Origin of the sequence: Streptomyces sp. NPDC058086 (assembly GCF_042885015.1) — a bacterium.
Taxonomy (GTDB): Bacteria; Actinomycetota; Actinomycetes; order Streptomycetales; family Streptomycetaceae; genus Streptomyces.
This window is the reverse complement of the sequence record NZ_JBHVST010000009.1, coordinates 100,663-123,789: the sequence shown is the minus strand read 5'-3', so window position 1 is coordinate 123,789 and position 23,127 is coordinate 100,663. Positions and strand designations below refer to the sequence as shown.

General features: G+C 71.5%; 21 protein-coding genes and 1 pseudogene. 12 read left to right on the top strand and 10 right to left on the bottom strand.

Annotated elements, in window-relative coordinates; translation table 11 throughout:
* A pseudogene (locus tag ACFVWD_RS09930) lies at window positions 1–237 on the bottom strand (hydrogenase expression protein); the annotation flags it as partial.
* A 125-nt stretch (window positions 238–362) separates the two neighbouring features.
* Window positions 363–1,535, bottom strand: a complete 1,173-nt coding sequence (locus ACFVWD_RS09925; RefSeq protein ID WP_389594826.1) for a DUF4765 family protein — start codon at window positions 1,533–1,535, stop codon at window positions 363–365.
* A 233-nt stretch (window positions 1,536–1,768) separates the two neighbouring features.
* Between ACFVWD_RS09925 and ACFVWD_RS09920 the strand changes: the two genes are divergently transcribed.
* From ACFVWD_RS09920 to ACFVWD_RS09905, 4 genes are all read left to right on the top strand, one after another.
* A complete protein-coding gene (locus tag ACFVWD_RS09920) occupies window positions 1,769–3,349 on the top strand; it encodes a phage tail sheath subtilisin-like domain-containing protein (protein ID WP_385376043.1) in 1,581 nt (526 codons plus the stop codon).
* Window positions 3,350–3,420: 71 nt separating this feature from the next.
* Window positions 3,421–3,864 carry a phage tail protein gene (locus tag ACFVWD_RS09915; protein ID WP_054230236.1) on the top strand — a complete coding sequence of 148 codons (444 nt, stop codon included), beginning with the start codon at window positions 3,421–3,423 and terminating at the stop codon, window positions 3,862–3,864.
* Window positions 3,864–4,340, top strand: a complete 477-nt coding sequence (locus ACFVWD_RS09910; protein ID WP_389594823.1) for a hypothetical protein — start codon at window positions 3,864–3,866, stop codon at window positions 4,338–4,340. Before ACFVWD_RS09915 ends, ACFVWD_RS09910 begins: the two co-directional genes overlap by 1 nt.
* Window positions 4,337–4,495: a DUF6760 family protein gene (locus ACFVWD_RS09905; protein ID WP_095856654.1), complete on the top strand. Its 159-nt coding sequence runs from the start codon at window positions 4,337–4,339 to the stop codon at window positions 4,493–4,495. Before ACFVWD_RS09910 ends, ACFVWD_RS09905 begins: the two co-directional genes overlap by 4 nt.
* A 2,246-nt stretch (window positions 4,496–6,741) precedes the next feature.
* Here the strand turns inward: ACFVWD_RS09905 and ACFVWD_RS09900 are convergent.
* Window positions 6,742–6,918, bottom strand: a complete 177-nt coding sequence (locus ACFVWD_RS09900) for a hypothetical protein (RefSeq protein ID WP_389594821.1) — start codon at window positions 6,916–6,918, stop codon at window positions 6,742–6,744.
* 757 nt (window positions 6,919–7,675) lie between these two features.
* On the opposite strand from ACFVWD_RS09900, the gene ACFVWD_RS09895 reads away from it, so the two are divergent.
* From ACFVWD_RS09895 to ACFVWD_RS09860, 8 genes are read left to right on the top strand one after another with little or no spacing between them, the layout of a single operon-like run.
* Window positions 7,676–7,957, top strand: a complete 282-nt coding sequence (locus tag ACFVWD_RS09895; RefSeq protein WP_389594820.1) for a hypothetical protein — start codon at window positions 7,676–7,678, stop codon at window positions 7,955–7,957.
* 42 nt (window positions 7,958–7,999) lie between these two features.
* Entirely contained in the window at window positions 8,000–8,425 is a 426-nt protein-coding gene (locus ACFVWD_RS09890) for a phage tail protein (RefSeq protein WP_054235291.1), read from the top strand.
* Window positions 8,426–8,440: 15 nt separating this feature from the next.
* Entirely contained in the window at window positions 8,441–9,169 is a 729-nt protein-coding gene (locus tag ACFVWD_RS09885; protein ID WP_382017667.1) for a LysM peptidoglycan-binding domain-containing protein, read from the top strand.
* Entirely contained in the window at window positions 9,169–11,085 is a 1,917-nt protein-coding gene (locus ACFVWD_RS09880; protein WP_389594818.1) for a VgrG-related protein, read from the top strand. Before ACFVWD_RS09885 ends, ACFVWD_RS09880 begins: the two co-directional genes overlap by 1 nt.
* Before the next feature lie 40 nt (window positions 11,086–11,125).
* Window positions 11,126–11,566: a GPW/gp25 family protein gene (locus ACFVWD_RS09875; RefSeq protein WP_382178605.1), complete on the top strand. Its 441-nt coding sequence runs from the start codon at window positions 11,126–11,128 to the stop codon at window positions 11,564–11,566.
* A complete protein-coding gene (locus ACFVWD_RS09870) occupies window positions 11,566–13,524 on the top strand; it encodes a putative baseplate assembly protein (protein WP_389594816.1) in 1,959 nt (652 codons plus the stop codon). The genes ACFVWD_RS09875 and ACFVWD_RS09870 overlap by 1 nt, the downstream gene beginning before the upstream one ends.
* Window positions 13,521–14,078, top strand: coding sequence for a phage tail protein (locus ACFVWD_RS09865; RefSeq protein ID WP_389594814.1), 558 nt, complete (start codon window positions 13,521–13,523; stop codon window positions 14,076–14,078). Before ACFVWD_RS09870 ends, ACFVWD_RS09865 begins: the two co-directional genes overlap by 4 nt.
* Window positions 14,075–15,571, top strand: coding sequence for an NADase-type glycan-binding domain-containing protein (locus ACFVWD_RS09860; protein ID WP_389594812.1), 1,497 nt, complete (start codon window positions 14,075–14,077; stop codon window positions 15,569–15,571). The genes ACFVWD_RS09865 and ACFVWD_RS09860 overlap by 4 nt, the downstream gene beginning before the upstream one ends.
* Window positions 15,572–16,078: 507 nt before the next feature.
* On the opposite strand, the gene ACFVWD_RS09855 is transcribed toward ACFVWD_RS09860, so the two are convergent.
* From ACFVWD_RS09855 to ACFVWD_RS09825, 7 genes are all read right to left on the bottom strand, one after another.
* Complete coding sequence (locus ACFVWD_RS09855) at window positions 16,079–17,296, bottom strand: SPFH domain-containing protein (RefSeq protein ID WP_389594810.1); 1,218 nt, start codon at window positions 17,294–17,296, stop codon at window positions 16,079–16,081.
* A 12-nt stretch (window positions 17,297–17,308) separates the two neighbouring features.
* A complete protein-coding gene (locus ACFVWD_RS09850; protein ID WP_389594808.1) occupies window positions 17,309–17,560 on the bottom strand; it encodes a hypothetical protein in 252 nt (83 codons plus the stop codon).
* Window positions 17,561–17,668: 108 nt separating this feature from the next.
* Entirely contained in the window at window positions 17,669–18,550 is an 882-nt protein-coding gene (locus tag ACFVWD_RS09845; protein ID WP_389594806.1) for a hypothetical protein, read from the bottom strand.
* Window positions 18,551–18,681: 131 nt separating this feature from the next.
* Complete coding sequence (locus tag ACFVWD_RS09840) at window positions 18,682–19,596, bottom strand: ROK family protein (protein ID WP_389594921.1); 915 nt, start codon at window positions 19,594–19,596, stop codon at window positions 18,682–18,684.
* Between the two features lie 32 nt (window positions 19,597–19,628).
* Entirely contained in the window at window positions 19,629–21,293 is a 1,665-nt protein-coding gene (locus ACFVWD_RS09835) for a dipeptide ABC transporter ATP-binding protein (RefSeq protein ID WP_389594804.1), read from the bottom strand.
* A complete protein-coding gene (locus ACFVWD_RS09830) occupies window positions 21,290–22,171 on the bottom strand; it encodes an ABC transporter permease (RefSeq protein WP_385376012.1) in 882 nt (293 codons plus the stop codon). Before ACFVWD_RS09830 ends, ACFVWD_RS09835 begins: the two co-directional genes overlap by 4 nt.
* Window positions 22,168–23,127: an ABC transporter permease gene (locus tag ACFVWD_RS09825; protein WP_389594801.1), complete on the bottom strand. Its 960-nt coding sequence runs from the start codon at window positions 23,125–23,127 to the stop codon at window positions 22,168–22,170. The genes ACFVWD_RS09830 and ACFVWD_RS09825 overlap by 4 nt, the downstream gene beginning before the upstream one ends.

Sequence of the window (23,127 nt, the reverse complement as noted above, 5' to 3'; positions counted from 1 at the left end):
CGCCACCGCATCAGGAGTACGAGGTGGCGAGAACGTCAACTCCACCGTCCCCGTCGTCCCGGGATAGAGCCGCAGCGTCTGCGGCTCCACCACCGCCCAGGGCGCCACATCACCCACCGGCTCGAACCGGTACTCATCCACCACATCACCGGTATTGCGCAACCGCAACCGCACCCTGACGCTGCCACCGGGATCCACAGTGCTGGAGGCAGGCTCCAACGAAGTCCAAAGGCTCACCCCGTCGACGCTATGGCCGGGGCGCGAGCCAGGTCAGCGGACCAAGGGGCAGACCTCGGCCCGCAAGAGCCCCGCGCGTTGCCCGAACGGCCTTCCCCCGTACGAGAGAGGGCGGGCGGCGTCCTTCAGGAGGCGTTCACGCCGTGCGACGTGGACGTGCTCTTGCCCGCGCTGCGGTCCACCACCGCGACGATCTCGACCGGAGCGGAGCTCAGGGCGACCCACCCCGCCTCGCTCTCCGAACCCCTGGTGAGGTATTTCGTGTTGATGCGCACGACAATGACGCCGCGCGGACCCTGGCGACTGAACTGACGCGAGATGTAGCGGTCCGCGGTGAACTCCGGATGCAGACGGCCCCTGCTGACCTGGGCCGCCGCCTGCTCCTCGGTGGGGGCGGGGGTGTTGGCGCTGGGAGCGGCGCCACCGGCGGACCTCGACTCGACCATCGCGCGGATGTTCCCCATCATCTCACCCCGGTAGAGGACGACCGTCGTGTGTGAGCCCGACTCCACCGCGTGCTCGACAGAGCTGTCGGACGTGGGCGGCGGCAGTTGCGCCTCCTTGGCGGTGAGGTCGTCCTCTGAGCTGTATTCGCTGTCGCTCTCGGTACGCGTGGTGGCCGTGGTGGCGAGTTCCGTGTGCACCCGCTGCACCACCGGGTCCGTCATCCTCTGCACGGCCGGCGCGCCCGCGGGGGCCGCCGTCTCCGTGCGGGCCCCGGGGTCCACGGCCCGCTGCGTGGGGACCGCGCCCGACATCACCCGGCGCGAGGTCTCCTCCGCCGCCCTCTCGGCCCAGTCGTTCGGGTCGGACACCTTGACCCCCGAGCCGTTGTCGGTACCTGGTACGGGTCCCGCCAACTGCTGGCGGTAGTGGTCGAGTTCGTGGGCGAGGACGTGCTTGTCCTGGCCGTCCCACACCACGTTGGAGCCGGAGGTGTATGCCTTCGCGCCGATCTCGGCCGCGGAGCGCTGCGCCACCGCGTCCGTGTGCACGCGTACGCCGCTGAAGTCGGCGCCCTCGCCGAACCGGGCCTCCATCTCCGTCTGCAGCGGGGCGTCCAGCGGACGGCCCGGGGAGCGCAGGACCTGGTGCACCGCCGACCTCTGGACCGACGGGCCGTGTCCGCAGTTCGCGTCGTGGGCGTGCTGCTCCTCCGCGACGGCCCGGGCCACTGCCGCGTTGCCCGCCATGCGCTGGAGCGACAAGAGCTGATGCGCGGGGGTGTTCACCGCGGCGGACCGGCGGACCTTGTCCTGGTCGCCGGCTCGGCCGACCTCTGATTCCTGCGCGCGCATGATGCTCCCTCCACGGTTGGCCTCTCAGCGATACTCCCCTACGGCGTACATCGGGAGAGTCGCACGGGCAGCCGCGGGGGCAGCACGGATGGCTGTGGGGGCAGACAGTCAGGGCGATTGCCCCTGCGGGCAACAACGGTGCCCGCGAACAGGTACGGCAGGACGTTTCGGGGGACGCGCTTCGCGCGTGAGGGTGAGTGACGTCCCATCTCGTACCCCGAGGAGAGCAGAGCATGCCGTCCTACCTGTCGCCGGGCGTCTACGTCGAGGAGGTGGCCAGCGGCTCGCGTCCGATCGAGGGCGTGGGCACCTCGGTGGCGGCCTTCGTCGGGCTCGCCCCGATCGGCCCCCTGAACGAGCCGACACTGGTGACCAACTGGACGCAGTACGTGGCGGCCTTCGGTGAGTTCACCGACGGGTACTACCTCGCGCACTCCGTCTACGGCTTCTTCAACAACGGTGGCAGCGCCGCCTATGTCGTCCGGGTCGGCGGAACGCCCGGCGGCGCCTCGGGCGACTCCGCGGCCCCCGCCGCGGTGACCGGCTCCGGCGCGCAGGCCGCGCTGCCGCCGGGCGAGCCCAAGCAGCTCGGCACGTTCTCGGTGAGCGCCGTCGCGGGCGGCTCGCTGAGCGTCGAGGTCGCCGACCCCGAGGGCGAGGGCCCGGCCGAGCGGTTCAAGCTGATCGTCAAGGACGGCGACAAGGTCGCCGAGACCTTCGACGTGACCGCCAAGAAGGGCGGTCGCAACTACGTGGTCACCCAGGTGAAGGAGCGTTCCAAGCTCATCGCCGTGCAGGAGGCCGCGCCCGCCGCCCAGCTGGCGCGCCCCGACAACCAGACGGTGGCGCTCGCCGCCCCGTCCGCCTCCGCCCCCGCCGTCCCGGCCACCACGGACAACGGCCACCCCGGCCCCGCCCAGTACCTCGGCGACTCCGCCGACCGCACCGGCTTCGGCGGCCTGGAGGCCGTGGACGAGGTCTCGATGGTCGCCGTCCCCGACCTGATGGCCGCCTACCAGCGCGGCGCCATCGACCTGGAGGCCGTCAAGGCCGTCCAGCTCGGCCTGATCGCGCACTGCGAGCTGATGGGCGACCGGGTCGCGGTCATCGACCCGCCGCCGGGTCTCAACGCACGTCAGATCCGGGTGTGGCGCCAGGAGACGGCCGGCTACGACTCCAAGTACGCCGCCCTCTACTACCCCTGGGTCAAGGCCTTCGACCCGGCCAGCGGCCAGTCCCGGCTGATCCCGCCGAGCGGCCACGTCGCCGGCATCTGGGCCCGCAACGACTCCGAGCGCGGTGTGCACAAGGCGCCCGCCAACGAGGTCGTACGCGGAGCGGTGGACCTGGAGCTCCAGATCACCCGTGGCGAGCAGGACCTGCTCAACCCCATCGGCGTCAACTGCATCCGCGCCTTCCCGGGCCGCGGCATCCGCGTCTGGGGTGCCCGCACCATGTCCTCCGACCCGGCCTGGCGCTACCTCAACATCCGCCGGTACTTCAACTACCTGGAGGAGTCGATCCTGATCGGCACCCAGTGGGTGGTGTTCGAGCCGAACGACCACGCCCTGTGGGCCCGGATCCGGCGCAATGTCTCCGCCTTCCTGGTCAACGAGTGGCGCAACGGCGCCCTCTTCGGCTCGCGGCCGGAGGAGGCGTACTACGTCAAGTGTGACGAGGAGACCAACCCGCCGGAGTCGGTCGACCTCGGCCGCGTCATCTGTGAGATCGGCATCGCGCCGGTCAAGCCCGCCGAGTTCGTGATCTTCCGGCTGGCCCAGTTCTCCAGCGGCAGCGGCGAGTTGGAGGAGTAGTACCGCCCTCTCGGCCATCGGCCACCAGCTCCGCCCCGTACGCCAAAGAAACCTAGAAGGACAGAGAACAGATGAGTCTCCAGCCGGGTGACGCCCTTACTTCACACAATTTCGGCCTCCAGATCGACGGTGTGATGGTCGAGTACCTCGCGGAGGTCAGCGGCCTCAGCATCGAGCAGGACGTCATCGAGTACCAGCAGGTCTCCTCTCAGGGCATCCCCGTCACGAAGAAGCTGCCGGGCGTGAAGAAGGCCGGCACCTGCACGGTCGTCCGCGGTATGACGCAGTCGGCGGCCTTCAACCAGTGGATCACCGAGTCCGTCGCCGGTCAGATGAGCACCGCCCGCAAGAACGCCACCATCATGGTGATGGACTACATGAACAACCCGGTCAAGCGGTACAACATGCGCAACGCCTGGTGCAGCAAGATCGACACCAGCACCGTGAAGGCCGGCGAGGCCTCCGCGCTCACCGAGACCGTGACGATCACCTTCGAAGAACTGGTCATCGAGTAATGCGCCGTACGGCTCCCAGGGCGGCGGCTGCGGCCGTCGCCGAACCGGGGCCGGAGCAGACCGCTGCTCCGGCCCCGGCCGCAGCCCCGGCCGCAGCCGTGCAACCGCTGCGCACCGAGTTCGAGTTCGAGCTGCCGCGCGGGTACGTGGACGACTCCGGCACCGTGCACCGGCACGGCGTGATGCGGCTCGCCACCGCCCGCGACGAGCTGGTCCCCTTGCGGGACATGCGGGTGCAGGAGAACCCGGCGTACCTGTCGGTCGTGCTGCTCGGCCGGGTCATCACCCGGCTCGGCACGCTTCCGCTGGTGCACGACGGGGTGGTGGAGAACATGTTCGCCTCGGACCTCGCCTTCCTGCAGGACTTCTACCGCCAGGTCAACGCGGAGGGCCACACCCGTGCCGCCGTGACCTGCCCGCACTGCGAGGAGCCGTTCGAGGTCGAACTCGGCGGGAGCCGCCTGGGGGAATCGTGACGTACGCGACCGACCGCATCCAGGAGGAGATCGCGTACATCGCCTATCACTTCCACTGGAGCCTGGAGACCATCCTGGATCTCGAACACCGCGACCGGCGCGGCTACACGGAACAGATCGCGGCACTCGTCAACCGCGGCGCCGGAGAAGGGTGACACGGCGTGGGGCTTTTTGATCGGCTGCGGGGCGGCGGACCTGAGCGGGGGTCCGGCAGCGGTTCCGCCACCGCGTCCGCTTCCGGACCGGCGGATGCTTCGGCTCCGGCCGGCGGTACGGAAGCCGGGGCGAGCGATACGTCCACGGCGGGCGGTGCGGGGCAGGCAGCCGGTGCGCGCGTGGTCCGGCCTGCCGCCTGGCCCGCGCTGCCGCCGATCCAGCGCGCCACGGACCGGCCGGGCTCCGTCGCCGACGCCGGGTTCGGCGGCCGGCTGACGACCTGGCAGAACCCCTCCTTCACCGGCACGCTGTCGCACGCCGTCCTCGACGGCGCTCCCGGCGGACTGGTCAAGGGCCTTCTCGCCGCCCCAGTGGGACCCGCCTCCGGGCTCGAACTGCCCTCGCTCTCGCTGCCGGTGGCCTCCCCCGTCGAATCGGGCGAGGGGACCGGCGCGCTGCCCGTGCAGCGCATGAGTTCCCCCGTCGCGGCCCTCGGCCCGGCGGGCCCACGCGTGACGCCCGCCGTTCCCCGGGCCACACCGCCGACCTCGCTGACCAAGGCACCGGCCAGGCCCGCCGTACAGCGCCGGGCTCTGCCGGCGATGAAGCCGTCCACGCCGTTGCCGCCCGTACCTCAGCAGTCTGTACCTCAGCAGCACTCCGTACCGCAGCCGCCGTCGGCGCCTGCCTTCACCGTCCCGGCCACTGGTGGCGGCGGCAATGACGGCGCCAGTGCTAGTGGTGGTAGCGGCCCTGACAGTGGTGGTGGCGGAACGTCGGCCGGTTCTGACGCTTCGGTGGGTGTTTCCCGGACATCGGACACTGCTCCCCGGGCTTCGGCCCCCGCCGCCACGCTCCCGCGTTCCGGGACACCGGCTGCCTCCGCCGGCCCGGTCGCCCCTCCCGTCTCCGTGTCGCCATCGCGCGACGGTTCTGCCGCCGGATCCGATCTTCCGGTCCAGCGGAGTACGCGGAGTACGTCGGGCGTTTCCGGACGTACGGGGCTCGCGGCGCCCTCCGTCGGTGACGAGCCGTCGGCCGAGGCATCCGTACCGGCGTCCCCCCTTCCGGCAGCACCGACGGCACCGACCGCTCCAGCGGCTCCGGTGACTCGGGGCGGCAGCCCGACTGGTCCCCCGCGTCGACGCTCGGGGCTGGGCGCCCCCTTGTCCACTCCGCCGTCGCACGCGACGCCGGTACAACGCCCGGTGCAGCGGGCGACGGGAACCCCAACAGGACGACCGGCCCCACACAGCGGTGCGACGACTCGCCCCGTCCCCTCCGCGACGACGTCTCCCGGGACGCCGTCCCCAGAGCCAGGGATGCCGGCTTCGGGATCGTCGTCATCAGGTGGGGCGCCGTCTCGACTGGAGATTCCCGAGCCGGGAGCCCCGTCCGGGGACCTGCCTGTTCAGCGTGCGGTATCTTCCCCGACTGCGGCTCCGGCTCCGGCTCCGGCTCCGGCTCCGGCTCCGGCTCCGGCTCCGGCAGGTTCCGCCGCGTCAGGGACGGCCACGGTGGGCAGCCCTGTCGTACAGCGGGCCGTCGTGGCAGAACCTCGCGCTCAGGAACGTACGAGTGCGGCGGAGGGCACGGCGCAGAGCCCGGCGGGCAGTGGGCCCATGGCCCCCCGGCAGGACGGTGGCGGGGAACCGGCCGCTCCCGCCTCCCCGCCGTCGCCGGCGCGTCCACCGGTGCGCGCGCTCGCTCCCGCACGCGCACTGACCTCACTGCTGCCCTCCACGCCTCCTGCCGTCGCCGTACAGCGCCGTACCGCTCCCGCGGCCGTACCGCTGCGGCGCGCCACATCAGCCGACAACGGCCGGAGCGGGTCCCGTTCCGGCGGCTCCGGTGGCGGCTCTGGTAGTGGCCCGTCGGCGCAGCGTGCCGACGGGCCCGGGTCGGCAGGAGCAGCCGGCCAGTCAGAGGGCGCGTCCATCGGCCCCGGTGGGGTCGTCGCCGGACCGGCTTCGGTCCCGACCCCGGCCGTACAGCGTTCCTCGGCAGCCGGGGCCCTTCCCGTGCCCGGCGGCAGTCTCGTACCCCGTCCGATACGCCGGTCGTCTGAGACACCGGGAACGGCACCTTCGTCGACCAGGGCGCCCGGTGGCGCCGGTGCCGTGGTGCAGCGGGCGGTGTCGCAACCGTCCGTCGCCGGTGCCCACGGCGGTCCGGCAGCGCGCGGTCCCGAGGCGCCCGGCGCCGGTGCTCCGGTCCTCCGGCGCCTTGCCACCGTCCCCCTTGCTCAACCCGGCACCGGTGCGAGCGGCCCGTCGGCGCGACGCAGCCCGGCCTCCGCAGGCCCCGCGAAGCCGTCGACGCCGAGCTCACCGACGGCAACTGTCCCTGCGGTCCAGCGCGTTGCCTCCTCGACTCCCCCGGCACCGCTGCCCGATGCGAGTTCGCCGCCGGTAACACCCACGGGCGCCATGGGACCGCTCGCCCCTCGCGCATCCGTTCCGGCTTCCGCTTCCGCTCCTGCTCCTGCTCCTGCTCCTGCTCCTGCTCCTGCTCCTGAGCATCTCGGCATCGCCCCTACGAATGTCGTCGTGCCCGTCGAGCCCGTAGTGCAGCGCTCGGCAGTTCGGCAGCCCGAGACCTCGACACCCGCACCCCAACCCCAGGTGTCCGCGAAGCGGCACCGCGCTCCTCGCTCCTACGCCACGACCCCACGCCGTCTCGGCCTCGGTGCCCCCGTCGTCCAGCGAGTCACCTCCGAGCCCGCTCCGCCGCAACAGGCACCCTCCGGAGACGTTTCCCCGGGTCTCACGCCCCCCGCGACGCACAGCGCCACCCCCGTCGTACAGCGTTCATCCACTCCGAGCACGCCCACGTCTCGACCGTCGGACGGGCTCCCCCTTCCGGCAGAGCCGGCGCGACCGGCGCAACCGATGCAACCGATCCAGCCCACGAACTCGACGGCCCCAGCGCACTCAACGCCCCCAGCGCCCCCGACGAATTCCGCGAGCCCCACCCCCCGAGCGGCCGTCCCCCTCAAGGCAGCCCCCGCCGCCCCACCCGTATCCCTGCCGGTACAGCGCTCCTCCACCGCCTCCCCCGTACCTCCCGCACCTCCCGCACCTCCCGTACTTCCCGCACCCGCCACCATCGCACCCGCACCCGCACCCACCACCGCCGTGCCCCCAGCCCTCCCCTCAGTCCAGCGGGTCGTCAACCCGATGTCCCCTCCCGCGTACTCACCCGCCTCGTCACCGCCGCCGAGCGGCCCCCCGCCCCCGTACTCCGCGACCGAGCCGCCCCACCGGCCGCTGCCCTCGCACGCCGAGCGCGAAGAGGCTCCGCCCACGTACACCCCCGTCGATTTCGATCCCCGATCTCTGACCCAGGGTCAGATCGACGAGCTGACACACAAGTTGGCCGGTCCGATCACCCGCTTGCTGCGGACCGAACTCCGCCTCGAACGGGAGCGGATCGGCAAGTTGCGCGATCCCCGTCGCTGACCTCCACCACCCGTACGACACCCCAAGAAAGGCCGATCTCCGATGGCCACCGATCGAGACCCGGGCTCCACCATCTTCTTCACCCTGACCATCGACGGCGAGAGCCTCGGTTACTTCAACGGGTGTGAAGGACTCTCGTCACAGGTGGAGATCGAGCAGCGCCAGGAGGGCGGCAACAACGGGTTCGTGTGGCAGCTTCCGTCCCGCGTGACCTTCTCCAATATCCGGCTGACCCGCCCGCTGACGCCGGACACCGCGAAGGTCGCGGCCTGGGTGTCCTCCGTGACCACGGGGGTCAAGCGGCCGACCGCGCAGATCGCGGCGTTGCGCGCGGACGGATCGGAGGTGGCCCGCTGGGGTCTGCTGGACGTGCTCCCGGTCAGTTGGCAGGGGCCCTCCCTGGACCCGGCCAGCCCGGCCGTGGCCACGGAGGTGCTGGAAATCACCCACCACGGGTTCACGGACTAGGGAACGGCGAAGAACATGGCAGGCAAGTCAGGAAAGGGCGGCGCGGGCAAGAGTCTGGTGAGGGCCTCGCTGGCCATTCACGAGCCGCCCATCGGCCGCAGCACCACTCCGGGCGCGTTGATCAAGACGTTCAACTTCGACTTCAACCCCTCGACGCTCTCACTCAGCCGTCGCGCCCGCTGGAAGACCACCCCGACCGCGGCCGTACGGAAGGGCTCACTCCCGGAGTTCATGGGGCCCGAGCCCCAAGAGATGACCGTCGAGATCTTCCTCGACTCGTCCGACGACCCGACCAGCAACTCGGTGCTCAAGAAGGTCGAGTCGCTGTTCTCCTGCTGCGAGGTGACGGAGAAGAGCATCGCCGCCAAGCAGCCGTCCACTCCGTGGGTGGTGTTCCAGTGGGGGTCGTTCTCGACCGCGCGGTTCACGGCGTACGTCAGCTCGGTGGACGCCAGTTACTCCCTGTTCGGCACGACGGGCGTGCCGATCCGCGCCACCTGTCAGGTGCATCTGCACGAGATTCCCAGCAAGACCAAGGGACAGAACCCGACGTCGGGCGCGCTCACCGCGCAGCGTGTGCACCGGGTCGTCGCCGGGGACTCGCTCCAGTCGTTGGCGTGGCGGGAGTACGGGAACGCGGCGGCCTGGCGGGCGATCGCCGAGGCGAACGGCATCGACGACCCGAACCGGCTGTCGAACGGCACCGAGCTCGTGCTGCCCGCCGCCGAAGAGGTGGGTTTCTGATGGTCCAGCCTTCGTACTCCAACGTCGTCCACGTGACCGTGGACGGCAGTCCGGTTCCGGAGAAGATCGCCTCCGACCTCGTCGGCTGCTGGGTCGACCTCGGGGCGGGGGTGCCGGCCGCGTTCCGGCTGACCTTCCGCGACCCGGACCGGCTGGTGCTCGGCGAACTCCGCATCCAGTGCGGCACGCCGGTGACACTCGCGCCGGTCGCGGACGGCCAGGGCGCGGCCTCCCCGCTGCTGACCGGCGAGGTGACCGGTATGGAGACCGACTACGACGGCACCGGCACCTTCACCGTCATCCGCGGCTACGACATGGGCCACCGCCTGATGCGCCAGCGCAGGGTGGCCGCGTACCGCAATCAGACGGCCGCGGACATCGCGAAGAAGCTGGCCACGATGAACGGCATTCCGATCGGCAAGGGGAAGGGCGGCATCAAGCCCACCACGACGGTCTACGAGTTCATCAGCCAGGCCAACGTGACCGACTGGGACTTCCTCGCCCGGCTCGCCGACGAGAACGACGTGGTCATGTCGCTGGACTCCGAGGGGAAGTTCCAGTTCGCCAAGGCCGACCCGGCCTCCACCGCGCCGCCGACCAGCATGCCCGGCGACAAGAGCCCCTTCGTCCTCCAGGGCGGCGTCGACATACTGCGCTGCCGGGCCGCGGTCACCTCCGCCGACCAGGTCGCCAAGACCGAGGCGCGCGGCTGGAACGTCACGACGAAGAAGAAGCTCACCGCCACGTCGCCCGCCACGTCCAACGACGGCTTCGCCATCGGCACCACCCCGCAGAAGACGGCGAAGAAGTTCAAGACCGCCAAGCTGGTCGAGACCGACACACCCTTCGACCGCCTGGCCGAGGTGAAGGTCGCCGCCAAGGCCCTCGCCGAGGACGTGACCTCCTCCTTCGCCGAGCTGGAGGTCATGGTGTTCGGCAACCCCAAGCTGCGGCCCGGTGTTCCGGTCACGCTGACCGACGTGGGCAAGCCGTTCGAGGGCAAGTACACGGTGACGTCCGTGCGGCACGTCTTCGGCTACGACGAGCACTATCAGACCTGGATCACCGTCAGCGGCCGCCAGTGGCGCTCTCTGTACGGCCTCACGTCCGGCGGGGGCACGGCCACCGCGCCGAAGCTGCCGAGCGTGGCCAACGCCCTGGTGACGAATGTGCAGGACCCGCTGAAGCAGGGCCGGGTCAAGCTCCAGTTCCCCTGGCTGGACGACGCGTACGAGAGCGACTGGACGCGGACCGTGCAGCTCGGCGGGAAAGGCGGCGGCGGGGTGTTCCCGTTCGACGTCAACGACGAGGTGCTGGTGGCCTTCGACCGCGGTGCCCTGGACCACCCGTTCGTCATCGGCGGCCTCTACAACGGCAAGGACAAGCCGACCGTGGTCAGTGACGTACCCCTGCACGACGGGCTGAAGAAGCAGGCGATCCGGCACACCCTGTCCGACCGGAAGGGCAACCGGGTGGACCTGCTCAGCCAGCAGACCGGTGCCCGCAAGCAGGGGGTGCGGATCGCCTCCGGCAACGACAAGCTGATCATCAATCTCGATCGCACGAAGACCGAGATCACCGTGGACAGCAAGGGGTCCGTCACCATCAAGGGCAGCCGGTCGGTGTCGGTCGAGGCCGGCACCGATCTCACTCTGAGCGCGCGCCGAAGGCTGACCATCAAGAGCGGCGGCCCGCTCGACATCGAGGGCCGCGGGCTGGTCAACCTCAAGTCACTCGGCGGTGCGGTCACCGTCGACGCGATGGGGGCGCTCAGCCTCAAGGCGGTGGGCGCCGCGACGCTCACCGCCGGCGGCAGCGTTCAGGTCAACTCCATCGCGAATGTGGGCATTCGGGCCATCACGCTCGCCCTGCAGGGCGTGGTGCTGGTCAACAACAAGCCGTATCCGCTGCCGTGACGGCCGGGACGTTCTTCAGGAGTAGGCGGGTGGCCCTCTGATGGCCGAGCAGTTCGTTGGATCCGGCTGGGCGTTCCCCATGCGCATCGGTCCCACCGGTGGCATCGCCATGGTCAGCGGGGAGCGGGAGATCGAGGAGGCCATCCGGCTGGTGCTGGCCACCGCACCGGGCGAACGGCCGATGCGGCCCGAGTTCGGCTGTGCCATACACGACCTGGTGTTCGCGCCGGTCAACGAGGCGACGGCGGGCCGGATCCAGCACGAGGTGTACACCACCCTCGACCGCTGGGAGCCACGGATCGAGGTCAACGACGTCGAGGTGACGGCGGGTCCCGACCAGGGCGTGCTCTTCATCGACGTCCGCTATTCGATCCGCGGCACCAACAACCCGCGCAGCCTGGTCTTTCCGTTCTACGTCATCCCATCCCACGAGGAGCCCGACGCCCCCGGCGCGGGCGACTCCCTTGAAAGCGACCGCTGATGGCACTGCCCTCCCCGAACCTCGACGACCGCCGCTTCCAGCAGTTCGTCGACGACGCCAAGCGCTACATCCAGCAGCGCGCCCCCGAATGGACCGACCACAACGTGTCGGACCCCGGCGTCACCCTCGTGGAAACGGTCGCCCACATGGCCGACCAGATCGTCTACCGGCTCAACCGCGTCCCCGAGAAGAACCATCTGGCGTTCCTCGACCTCGTCGGCATCACGCTGTTCCCGCCCTCGGCCGCCCGTACGGACCTCACGTTCTGGCTGTCCGCACCGCACGAGGAGCCCATCGTGCTGCCCGTGGGAACCGAGGCCGCCACCGTGCGCACCGAGAACGAGGAGGCCGTCGTCTTCGCGACCGAACGCGAACTGACCGTGGTTCCCTGCTCGTTGAGTCGTCTCGTCGTGCAGCAGAGCGGTGGTGCGGTCACCGACCGGACCGCCGATCTCGCCGAGGGCAAGGACGTGCTGTGTTTCGCGGAGTCACCGAACCCCGGTGACTGCATGCTCCTCGGTCTCACCTCCGCCGTACCGCACTGCGCGCTGGGCCTGGAGCTCGACAGCCGGGTCGACGGTGTCGGTGTCGATCCGCGCCAGCCGCCGCTGGTCTGGGAGGCGTGGACCGAGGACGGCTGGGCGGCCTGCGAGGTGGACCGGGACGGCACCGGTGGCCTCAACCGGCCCGGTGAGGTGGTCCTGCACGTCCCGGGCGGCCACACACTGTCGCGCACCGGAGGTCACGAGGCGGGCTGGCTGCGCTGCCGGGTCACCGAACCGCTGTCCGACCAGCCCTTCTACACCACGTCTCCGACCATCCGGTCCGCCGACGCGTTCACCCTCGGCGGGACCACCTCGGCCATCCACGCCGAGACCGTCCAGGACGAGGCGCTCGGCGAGTCCACCGGTCTGCCCGGGCAGCGGCTGCGGCTCGCCCACTTCCCCGTCGTGGGCGACACCCCGCCGGTGCTGTTGCAGACCGCCGAGCGCGACGGCTGGGTCGACTGGGACGTCGTCCCGCACTTCGCCGCGTCCGGCCCCACCGACCGGCACATCACCCTGGACGCGGCGACCGGCGAGATCGCCTTCGGGCCCGCCGTCCGCGAAGCCGACGGCACGATGCGCCAGTACGGGACGGTGGCGCCCAAGGGGGCCGTGATCCGCGCCCGCCGCTACCGCACCGGTGGCGGCCGGGCCGGGAACGTCGCCCGGGGCGCCGTCCAGGTGCTGCGCAGCTCGGTGCCGTACGTGGCCGACGTCGTCAACCGGGAAGCCGCCCGGGGCGGCGTCGAAGGGGAGACGGTCGAGGAGGCGAAGACCCGGGCGCCGATCACGCTGCGCGCCCAGGAGCGGGCTGTGACCCTGCGCGACTACGAGGAACTGGCCCGGCGCGCCGCCCCCGAGACGGCCCGTATCACCTGTCTGGAGGGCGATGAGGGCGAGCACGGCGCCTACGCGGTCCGTGTCCTGGTCGTCCCGCAGGCCGTGCCCGACCCCGGCGGACGGCTGCGCTTCGAGCAACTCGTGCCCGGCGACGCCCTGTTGCAGCGCATCACGCGGCACCTCGACGAGCGCCGGCTGATCGGCACCCGGCTCGCGGTCGGCCCGCCCTTCTACCAGGGCGTCACCGTCGTCGCGACCGTGCACGCCTTCCGCGGGGTCGACACCGACCGGGTGCGCCGCCAGGCCCACGACGCGCTCTACCGCCATCTGGACCCGCTCACCGGCGGCGCGGACGGCACCGGCTGGCCGTTCGGCCGACCCGTGCAGGCGGGCGAGGTCTTCGCGGTGCTGCAACGCGTGCCAGGCGTCGAACTCGTCGACGCGGTGCAGCTCCACCCCGCCGACCCGCTGACCGGCAAGCGCGGCGACCCGACCGACCGGATCGACCTGGAAGCCCCCTCGCTGGTGTTCTCCTTCGACCACCGGGTCCGCGTCATCGGAGACGGCTCATGAGGGGCTCCATCGACGGCCTGGAGTCCTCGGCGCCGATCGGCGGCATGCTCCCCGCGGTCTTCGCCGACGACGACCTGGCGCTGCGCTTCGTCGCGGGGCTTGACGAGGTGGTCGCACCGATCCTGCTGGCCCTCGACTGTCTGCACACCTACTTCGACCCGGCGCTCGCACCGGCCGACTTCACCCGCTGGCTGGGCACCTGGGTCGGCGCCGAGGTCGACGGCACGGAACCGGACGCGCGGCTGCGCGCGGCCGTCGCCGCCGCCGCGTACCTGCATCGCGTACGAGGCACCCGCCGCGGCCTGTCCGAAGCGGTACGCCTCGCCTTCGGTGTCGAGCCGGAGATCACCGAGAGCGGCGCCGCCGCCTGGGACCCGCGTCCGCTCGGCCCGGTCCCCGGCGACCGCCGCCCCCGCCTGCACGTCACGCTGCGGCTGCCCGAGCCGACCCCGGCGGACGAGTACCGGCTGGAGAACCTCGTGGCGGCCGCCCGTCCCGCCCACATGCCCTACACGGTCCAGGTGACCGCCGCCGAAAGGATCCCCGAGAAATGACCACCCAGACCCCAGGCACCGGCCCCGGGCGTGCCCCGGCCTGCGCCGAGTGCGGCACCCGGGCGGAGCCCGGCCAGTCCTTCTGCGACGCCTGCGGCGCGGTGCTCGACTGGGCCGGGGCCCCGGCTCCGGCGGGGGTCGCGGCCCGGACCCGTCGTCCCGCGGCCGCCGCCGACGAGACGGCGGCGCCGACGGCCGGCGACCAAGGCTCCCGGGCGGCGGATCCCGCCGGGTCGGCCGAGAGCGAGCCGGGCTGGGACGCGTTCGCACGACCGGGCGCCGGTACGGGAACGGCTCGTACGGCGCACGACACGGCGGGCTCCATCGCGGAGGCGGACACCGTGGGCGCCGACAGGGCGGGCACCGCGCGACCCGCACGCGACCCGCACGAGGACGATGCCGTCGACAGCGGACCGGACGCGTCGGCCCCCAGTCCGCCGGTATCCGGTGACGCGGCGGATCCGAGCCCGATGAGCGACGACACCGCGCGTCCCCACCCGGCCCCCGTCGCCTCCCACGGCTCCGTACCGGCCGCTCCCGCGCGGCCGGACGAGACCGCGGCCACCGAGCCCCTGCCTTCCGCCGCCCCCGACCGGGACTCCGCGGCCGAGCGGGCCAGGTCCCTGCTGGTGCCGGTGGCGGATCCGGAACCGCGGGTCGCGCCGTCGGTTGCGCCCGTGCTGCCCGGCCGCCCCGCGGCGAGCCGCCCACAGGTCCGTACCCCGGTCGCGGAGCCCGGTGCGGACGGGGGTGTGCCCTGCCCCTGGTGCGCCACTCCCAACCGGCCGGACCGGCACTTCTGCGGGCGTTGCGCGCTGTCCATGGCCGGGGAACAGCAGGCGCCGGGCCCTCTGCCCTGGTGGCGTCGGGTGCTCAACTCCCGCAACGGTGAGGTGCCGTGGGCCGGGGACCGGCCCCGACTGCGGCGGGGCTTCGGACGCGTCATGAACTGGGTGGTCGGCGCGGTGGTGCTCGGTCTGCTGGTGTTCGCCGTGATGAACACCGGTACGGCCGTGCAGGCGGTGAAGGACCACTTCGCCAAGCGGGTCCCGGTCGGCCCGGACCACGTGAAGGCGTCCCGTTCCTTCGCCGGTCACGGCGCGGGGCTCGCCTTCGACAAGCTCAACAACACCTGGTGGGGACCCGGCGTCTCGGAGTCCGGGGACGGCGAGTGGCTGGAGGCCCGCTTCGAACAGCCCACCCGGCTGCTGGACGTGATCATCACCTCGGGCACGTCCGCCCGCCCGGACCAGCTCACGAAGTCGGCGCTGCCGCACCGTATCGAGGCCCGGATCACCACGGCGAACGGCAAGACGAGCACCCGCTTCCTCACCCTTGACCAGGTTGCGGGCGGTCAGCAGCGTAAGTTCCGCGTGGGTGATGTCACGGCGGTCCGTTTCATCATCCGCTCGGCCTATGGCACCGCCCGGGACAAGCAGGTCTCCATAGCCGAGATCGAGTTGTTCGGTCCGTCGAGCGCCAATGACTCGTAGGGACACCCACGGCTGCGGGGGGAAGGTGTCATTCCTTGGTCAGGTGCTTCCGGTTCTGGCCGAACTGGGAGGATGAGTCCCGCGGTACCGCCGCGGCCTTACCGTAGAGGGAAGGCACCAGACCCGAGGAGAAGCACCACCTGTGCACGACGCACCGATCTACGCCCAACTGATCTCCGAACGAGGGGACATACCGCTGCAGGTCCGCAACGAGGCCCGCAGGATCCAGCGCGAACTCGAATGGATCCTCAACAGGGATCCCTCGTCGGGCGGTCTCCTCCCGAGACCACCCGGCGCTCCGGTCCCCGGCCCGCGCGCTCTGCCCCCGTCTCTTCCGCCCGGGAACAGCTCCACCGGATGGCTTTCCTGACGGGTCGTCAATACCGGTGTAACGCTCCGGTGGGAGCGTGCCGCCGTCCCCAGGGAACGGCGGCCGCTTCACTCCGTCACTCGTCCACCGCCGCACCGAACCGGGTACCCGCGCCGTTGCGGTAGGGGGACTTCCGGTCAGGTCGTCGAGGACGGGCCGCCCTCCGGCTCGTTCCCGTCCCTGTCCTGCTGTTCCGGGGTCCGCCGGTAGCTCTGGAGCTCCAGCAGTCCTTCCGTCTTCTCCGAACGACCCCCGGACTTCTGGTCGCCCGAGTTCTGGCCGTTCAGGTTCTGGCGGACCGAGTCCAGGATCGTCAGGCCCTGGGCGACCAGCCCGGCGGCGATCTCACCCAGTCCGTCCGCGCCGTTCAGGACGTTGACGTTGGCGCCGGCGAGACCGCCCGCGGCCTCCTTCACGATCAGCGGGAGCTGGTCGATCAGCATCCGGTCGAGCGCCACGCGGTCGTGCGAGGCGGCGGCCTCGGCCTGGATCTTCATGCGTTCCGCGTCGGCGATGGCGAGCACCTTGATCCGCTCCGCCTCGGCCTCGGCCGGCTTGACGATCTCGGCGACGAGCTGCTGCTGACGCAACTGGGCCGCCCGCTGTGCCAGTTCGGTCTGCGCGGCGAGCACCTCCTGCTGGGCGTGCGCCTGGGCCAGCGGTCCGGCCTGGGCGGCCTGCGCCTGCGCGCGGTCCACCTCGGCCGAGTACTCCGCCTTCACGATCGCGGTCTGGCGGGCGTACTCGGCCTGGTTGCGCGCGGCCACCTGCTCCGCCTCGACCGAGGCCTGGGTCGCCTGGGCCTGCGCGATCTGGGCCTGCCGCTGGATGGCCGCCTTGTGCGGTGCGGACATGGCCGCGATGTAACCGGTGTCACCGTCGTCGATCGACTGGATCTGCAGCGAGTCCACGATCAGGCCGATCTTCGCCATCTCGACCTTCGAGGTGTCCAAGACCTCCGCGGCGAGCTTCTGCCGCTCGGTGACGATCTCCTCGACGGTCATCGAGCCGATGATGGCGCGCAGATGACCGGCGAAGATCCGGCCGGTCAGCACCGACATCTGTTCCTGGTCGGAGAGGAAGCGCTGACCGGCGTTGATGATGCTCTCGGTGTCGTTGCCGACCTTGAAGGCGATGACGGCGCGGACGTGCAGCGCGATGCCCTGCCTGGTGACGCAGGTCTCGGTGACCTCGGCCTCACACATCGACAGTGTGAGGAAGCGGGTCTTGCGGAAGACGGGCAGCACGAATTTTCCGTGCCCCGTCACCACTCGGAACGGCGCGCCCCCCAGTCCCCGCCTGCCTCCCGAGATCAGCATCGCCTCGTCGGGAGCGGGAACGCGGTAACCGAACATCCTGTTTTCTCCTTAACCGGCGTCGACGGCGTCGCCGTCCAACGCGTCCAGCGGATCGACCCAGCGGATGACGTCGACCTCACGGCATCCGCGGGATTCGACCACGAGCACGGTCGCCCCCACGGGCAGGGGCTCCTGCGACCAGGCGAGGAAGGTCTCGGATCCGCCTCTGACCCGCACAAGGATCTCGCCGGGACCGGCGGTTCCCCGTGTGCCGATGAGCAGCTCCCCGGTACAGCCGATCACGGCCTCGTCCTGCACCACTGTCGGCCGCCTCCCCATTTCTCTGGTTCTGCTTCCGACCTTAGACCTCCCCCACCTCGAACGCCTATGCTCCCTTCGCTGTCCGTGTCACGCCCCGGGTACGGACGCTCAGCTCTTGGTGAACCGGTAGGTCTTGCTGTCGGTCAGGACGCAGAAACCGGGCGACACGACGATCACACGCAGTGTGCCGGTGCGCCGGTCGTAGTCGATGCCCTCGGCCTCGAAGGTGCCCGAGCAGGAGCTGCGCAGCGGGAGCTGACGCAGGGCGGTGACATGGCCCGTCACGTCGCCGCTGCCACTCGGGGCGGCGGACAGGTCGATCTGCAGCAGCGGCTTGGTGATGCCGAAGAGGGTGCCCGCCGGGTCGTCGGAGGAGCACAGCAGCTGGGTCGCGGTGACGAAGTCGCAGCCCTGGACGTCACGGACGGCGTGGTCGAGGTTGATGGTGGAGGCCTGCGGAAGGTTGGCCGAGGGGGAGGTGCTCGCGTTCACGCCGGGGGTCGGGAACACCAGCAGCCGCGTCATCGTGCCCCACTCCCCCGACACCATCCACTGGCCGTCCGGGGAGATGGTGTCGAAGGAGTTGTTCAGGGCCTCGCCGGGGCTCAGCGCGTGGACGTACTCCGACCAGGCGCCGCCGGGCGCCTGCACCCGGAACATCTTGGAGCTGCCGGAGTCGCTCTGGTACGGCTCGACGTAGTAGCCGTTGTAGGAGGCGTCCGGGTCGCCGACGTGGTTCCAGCCGCGGCTGCTGACGCCGATCGGGATGGTGCCGATCCCGGTGTAGTGGTTGGGGCTGCCGGCCGGGACCTCGACCGAGGCCAGGCCCTGGCTCTCGGTCAGCGGGTCGGCACGGTCGGAGCCCACCTCGGTCCAGGTGTCGGCGGCCGCGGCGGGCGTGGTGACGGCTACGGACAGCACGGCGGCCGTGGCGAGGGTGACGAGTCCGGCCAGGGCGGCGTGACAACGTTGCCGGGCGGGCTTGCGCATGAGGTGCTCCTCGGTGGGGGGCGGGTTTCGGCGCACAGTCTGACCCGTCAACTGCCGTCATGTACAGACCAATGAAGGAGCGTTGGCCGTCAACTCACCCACCGGTCAACAGCAGTTACCCACCCCGCCCCCTACACCCTTGTCACCGCCACGAGTTCCGTCCGCGCCCGGGACGCCGCGCCGATCGCCACCGCACGGCTCCCCAGCCGGGACCGTACGACCCGGATCGGCTGTCCGCTGACCGGCGGCTCGGCGGCGAGCACGGCACCGATCGACGGTTCGAGGAGGTCCCAGGCCCGGCTGACCCCGCCGCCGATCACGAAGGTCGTGAGGTCGACCAGGCCCGCCGTGATCAGGATCGCGCGGGCGACGCCCGCCCCCGCGGCCTCGTAGACGGCGAGCGCGTCGGGGTCGCCGTCCACCGCCGCCTCGGCGATGCCCCGGGCGGTCAGGGAGCGCCCCGTCCGCTCGCCGTAGCGCGCCGCGAGGGAGCGGCCGGAGGCGAGCGTCTCCAGGTGGCCACGGCCGCCGCAGGTGCACGGCAGGTCACCGAAACCGGGGAGGTGGCCGATCTCGCCCGCCGCCCCGTGCGCCCCTTCGAACAGCGCGCCGTCCAGCCACAGCGCGCCCCCGACCCCGGTGCCGAGCGTCATCCCAAGTGCGGCGGACTCGCCCTCGACAGCTCCCTTCGCGACCTCGCCGCGCAGGAAGGCGTTGACGTCGTTGTCGAGGAAGGCCGGTACGCCGAGCGCGTCCTCGACCGTCGCCGTCACCGGAAACCCGGCCCAGGAGTGGAAGGAGTCGCTGGCCACGAGGATGCGGCCGGCCCGGCTGTCGACAACACCTGCCGCGCCGACGCCGACGCCCAGCAGCCGCGTGCCCGCGCGTGCGCGGAGCAGATCCAGGGCGGCGAGCGCGGCGCGGACCATCGCTCCTCCGCCCTCGGCCGCCGGTGTCGGCACCTCCACCGAGTCGACGACGGTGAGGTCGGCCGCGCAGAGCACGACCTGGGTGGTCGTACCGCCGATGTCGACACCGGCGTACACCTCGGGCGTCGGGGGGCGGCTCCCGGATACGGTCACGCCGTGACCCCCGTGGCGGCCCGCCGTTCCGCGCGCCGACGGCGTTGCAGCACCGGGTCCGGCACGGGCACGGCGGCGATGAGCCGTCGCGTGTAGTCCGTGCGCGGATGCAGGAGCGTGGTCGCGGTACTGCCCTCCTCCTCGATGCGCCCGGCCCGCAGGACGACGACGTGCTGGGCGAATTGCTGGACGACGGCGAGGTCGTGGGACACGAACAGACAGGCGAACCCCAACTCGCCCTGGAGCCTCGCGATCACCTCAAGGACCGACTGCTGCACACTCACGTCGAGCGCGCTCGTCGGCTCGTCCGCGACCAGCAGTCGCGGCTCAAGGACCAGCGCCCGGGCGAGACTCACCCGCTGCCGCTGGCCACCGGACAACTCACGCGGACCCCGGTGGGCCAACTCCCTCGGCAGACGGACGAGTTCGAGTACGTCGCCGACCCGGGTCCGGCGCTCGGCCGCCGGCATCCCCCGGCGGTGCACGCGCAGCGGCTCGGCGACGCACTCCGCCACGCTCATCCGGGCGTCGAGCGAGGCGACCGGGTCCTGCAGGACCACGCCGACACCGGCCAGCAGCGCGCGCCGGGCCCGCCCCCGGGTCCTGCCGAGGTCGGCGCCGAACAGCGACACCGAGCCGGACGACGGTGGTACGAGGCCCAGCGCGACGCGCGCGGCGGTCGACTTGCCCGAACCCGACTCCCCCACCAGACCCACGGTCTCACCGGCCCTGACCGTCAGCGAGACACCGTCGAGTGCGCGGACGGCGCGGCGCCCGCGGCCGAACCGCACGCTCACGTCACGCAGTTCGACCACCGCGTCCGCGGCGGGCCGATCCCCTTCGGTGCGCCGGGAGTCGGCCCCCGGCTCGGCGACGGCCAGCCGCGGCACCGCGCCGAGCAGGCGCTTGGTGTACTCGTGCGTGGGCCGCAGGAGCACCTCCTCCACCGGCCCCGTCTCAACGATCTCCCCCTGAAGCATGACGGCGACGCGGTCCGCGAAGTCGGCGACCACTCCCATGTTGTGCGTGACCAGCAGTACCCCTGTGTCGAAGTCGGCGGCGAGCGACCGCAGCAGGTCGAGGATCTCGGCCTGCACGGTGACGTCGAGCGCGGTGGTCGGTTCGTCGGCGATGAGCAGGCTCGGGGCGTTGGCGATCGCCATGGCGATGACCACGCGCTGCCGCTGTCCCCCGGAGAGCTGGAACGGGAACGCGGACGCCCTCGTCCCCGGATCCGGGATGCCGACGCGACGCAGGAGTTCGACCGCCTCCCCGGCGGCCTCCTTGGCCGTGACGGGACGGTGGTTGCGGATGACCTCGGCGATCTGGGCGCCGATGCGGGTGAGCGGGTCGAGCGCGGTCGCGGGTTCCTGGAACACCATCGACGCGATGCGGCCCCGTAGACCCGCGAGGTCGGCCTCGGTGGCGCCGACGACGTCGGTGCCACCGACGACGGCGTGGCCCGTGGCGTGGGCGGTGCCCGGCAGCAGCCCCATCGCGGCGAGCGCGACGGTCGACTTGCCGGAGCCCGACTCGCCGACGAGGGCGAGCGTCTCACCGGGTCGGACCCGCAGCGAGACCTCTCGTACCGCGGCCACCTCACCCGTCTCCGTGGAGAAGGTGACGCCCAGGTTCTCGATCCGCAGGATGTCGGCGGTCATCCGCGTCCCCTCACGTCGAAGGCGTCGCGCAGTCCGTCGCCGATGGCGTTGAAGGCACAGACGACGAGGATGATGGCGAGGCCGGGCGGCACGATGAGCCACCAGCGTCCCGAGTACGCGGCCGTCAGACCGGCAGAGAGCATGCCGCCCCAGTCGGTCGACGGGGGCTGGACGCCCAGGCCGAGATAGGACACGTAGGCGACGAGGAGGATCGCGTCGGCGACCTGGAAGGTGGCGGCGACCACGACCGTCGAGACGGAGTTCGGCAGGATGTGCCGGCCGATCGCCCGGCCGTGCGTGCCGCCGATGGCGCGCAGTGTCAGCACGTAGTCCCGGCCCTTCAGGGTGAGTGTCTCGGCCCGGACGAGACGGGAGGGGACCAGCCAGGAGACCAGGCCGAGGATGACGACGAGCCCCCAGGTGTCCGGGGTGGTGATGGCGGAGACGACGAGGAGGATGAAGAGCGCCGGGATGGCGATTCCGGCGTCCACGACCCGCATCATCACGGCGTCGATCCAGCCGCCCGCGTAGCCCGCGACCGCGCCCCAGAGCGTGCCGATGACGGTCGCGAGGAGGCCGGAGGCGAGGCCGACGAGCAGTGACACCTTGCCGCCGTACATGAGCCGCCCCAGCTCGTCGTGTCCGACGGCGTCGGTGCCGAGCAGGTGCGCGCCGCTCGGCGCCAGGTTCACCTGGGTGAGATGGGTGTGGGTCTGGTCGGTCGAGTGGAGCAGCGGGCCGGCGAAGCAGAAGAGCAGGAAGAGGACGACGACCGCCAGACCCGCGACCGCGAGCCTGTTGCGCGCGAACCGGCGCAGGGCGAGGCGGTACCCGGCGGCCGCCTCCACGGTGGGTGTCACCGGCAATACGGCGCTCATGACCGGCCCGCCTTCACTCGGGGATCGACGATCCGCTGGACGATGTCGGCGAGCAGGGTGCCGACGACCGTCGCGACGGAGATGACGAGGACGCAACCGAGCAGCACCGGATAGTCGGAGGACTGCGCGGCGCTCCAGAACAGCAGCCCCATCCCCGGGTAGTTGAAGAGCTGCTCGACGACCAGGGCGCCGCCGAAGAGGACGGGCACGTAGTAGCCGAGCATCGCGACGACGGGGGTCAGCGAGTTGCGGAACACGTGCCGCCACAGGATCGCGCGGGGACGGGAGCCGCCGGCCCGCGCGGTACGCACGTAGTCCTCGGAGAGGTTCTCCAGGGTCGCGGCGCGCATGTACCGGCTGAAGACGGCGACCATGGACGCGGCTCCCGCGACGACCGGCAGGACCAGCGCGTTCGGCTGGGAGAGCACCTGCCCGAGCGTGTCGCCCTGCGGCGCCTGCGAGGGGAACCAGGGCAGCATCTGTGTGAAGACCAGGACCAGGACGAGCCCGAGGAAGTACACGGGGGTCGAGTACGCGACGAAGCTCAGCGTCGTGATGACGTAGTCCACCGGCTTGTTGCGACGCACCGCCTGCCACATGCCGAGCGGGATCGCGAGCGCGAGCCCGACCAGCGCGGACAGCACGGTGAGGACCAGGGTCTTCGGGAGGCGCTGTTCGATGAGCCGGGAGACCGCCTCGTTCAGGGTGTACGAGGTGCCGAGGTCGCCGTGCAGCAGGGTGCGCAGGTAGTAGAGGTACTGGACGGGGAGCGAGCGGTCGAGGCCCTGCTCGTGGTCGAACTGCGCGATCTGCTGGGCCGTCGCCTGCGGGCCGAGGATGCCGCGTGCGGGACCTCCGGGCAGCGCGTGCAGCAGGCAGAAGACCACCACCGTCACGATGAGGATCACCGCGAGGGACTGCAGGACGCGCCGGGTGAGATAGAGGAGGGTGTCCAT

Bases quoted from the DNA above. Each gene is read 5' to 3' on its own strand.
- ACFVWD_RS09835 (WP_389594804.1), bottom strand. From the start codon at position 21,293: ATGACCGCCGACATCCTGCGGATCGAGAACCTGGGCGTCACCTTCTCC.
- ACFVWD_RS09860 (WP_389594812.1), top strand. From the start codon at position 14,075: ATGACCACCCAGACCCCAGGCACCGGCCCCGGGCGTGCCCCGGCCTGC.
- ACFVWD_RS09855 (WP_389594810.1), bottom strand. From the start codon at position 17,296: ATGTTCGGTTACCGCGTTCCCGCTCCCGACGAGGCGATGCTGATCTCG.
- ACFVWD_RS09925 (WP_389594826.1), bottom strand. From the start codon at position 1,535: ATGCGCGCGCAGGAATCAGAGGTCGGCCGAGCCGGCGACCAGGACAAG.
- ACFVWD_RS09910 (WP_389594823.1), top strand. From the start codon at position 3,864: ATGCGCCGTACGGCTCCCAGGGCGGCGGCTGCGGCCGTCGCCGAACCG.
- ACFVWD_RS09895 (WP_389594820.1), top strand. From the start codon at position 7,676: ATGTCCCCTCCCGCGTACTCACCCGCCTCGTCACCGCCGCCGAGCGGC.
- ACFVWD_RS09870 (WP_389594816.1), top strand. From the start codon at position 11,566: ATGGCACTGCCCTCCCCGAACCTCGACGACCGCCGCTTCCAGCAGTTC.
- ACFVWD_RS09920 (WP_385376043.1), top strand. From the start codon at position 1,769: ATGCCGTCCTACCTGTCGCCGGGCGTCTACGTCGAGGAGGTGGCCAGC.
- ACFVWD_RS09825 (WP_389594801.1), bottom strand. From the start codon at position 23,127: ATGGACACCCTCCTCTATCTCACCCGGCGCGTCCTGCAGTCCCTCGCG.
- ACFVWD_RS09880 (WP_389594818.1), top strand. From the start codon at position 9,169: ATGGTCCAGCCTTCGTACTCCAACGTCGTCCACGTGACCGTGGACGGC.
- ACFVWD_RS09865 (WP_389594814.1), top strand. From the start codon at position 13,521: ATGAGGGGCTCCATCGACGGCCTGGAGTCCTCGGCGCCGATCGGCGGC.
- ACFVWD_RS09890 (WP_054235291.1), top strand. From the start codon at position 8,000: ATGGCCACCGATCGAGACCCGGGCTCCACCATCTTCTTCACCCTGACC.
- ACFVWD_RS09875 (WP_382178605.1), top strand. From the start codon at position 11,126: ATGGCCGAGCAGTTCGTTGGATCCGGCTGGGCGTTCCCCATGCGCATC.
- ACFVWD_RS09885 (WP_382017667.1), top strand. From the start codon at position 8,441: ATGGCAGGCAAGTCAGGAAAGGGCGGCGCGGGCAAGAGTCTGGTGAGG.
- ACFVWD_RS09845 (WP_389594806.1), bottom strand. From the start codon at position 18,550: ATGCGCAAGCCCGCCCGGCAACGTTGTCACGCCGCCCTGGCCGGACTC.
- ACFVWD_RS09915 (WP_054230236.1), top strand. From the start codon at position 3,421: ATGAGTCTCCAGCCGGGTGACGCCCTTACTTCACACAATTTCGGCCTC.
- ACFVWD_RS09830 (WP_385376012.1), bottom strand. From the start codon at position 22,171: ATGAGCGCCGTATTGCCGGTGACACCCACCGTGGAGGCGGCCGCCGGG.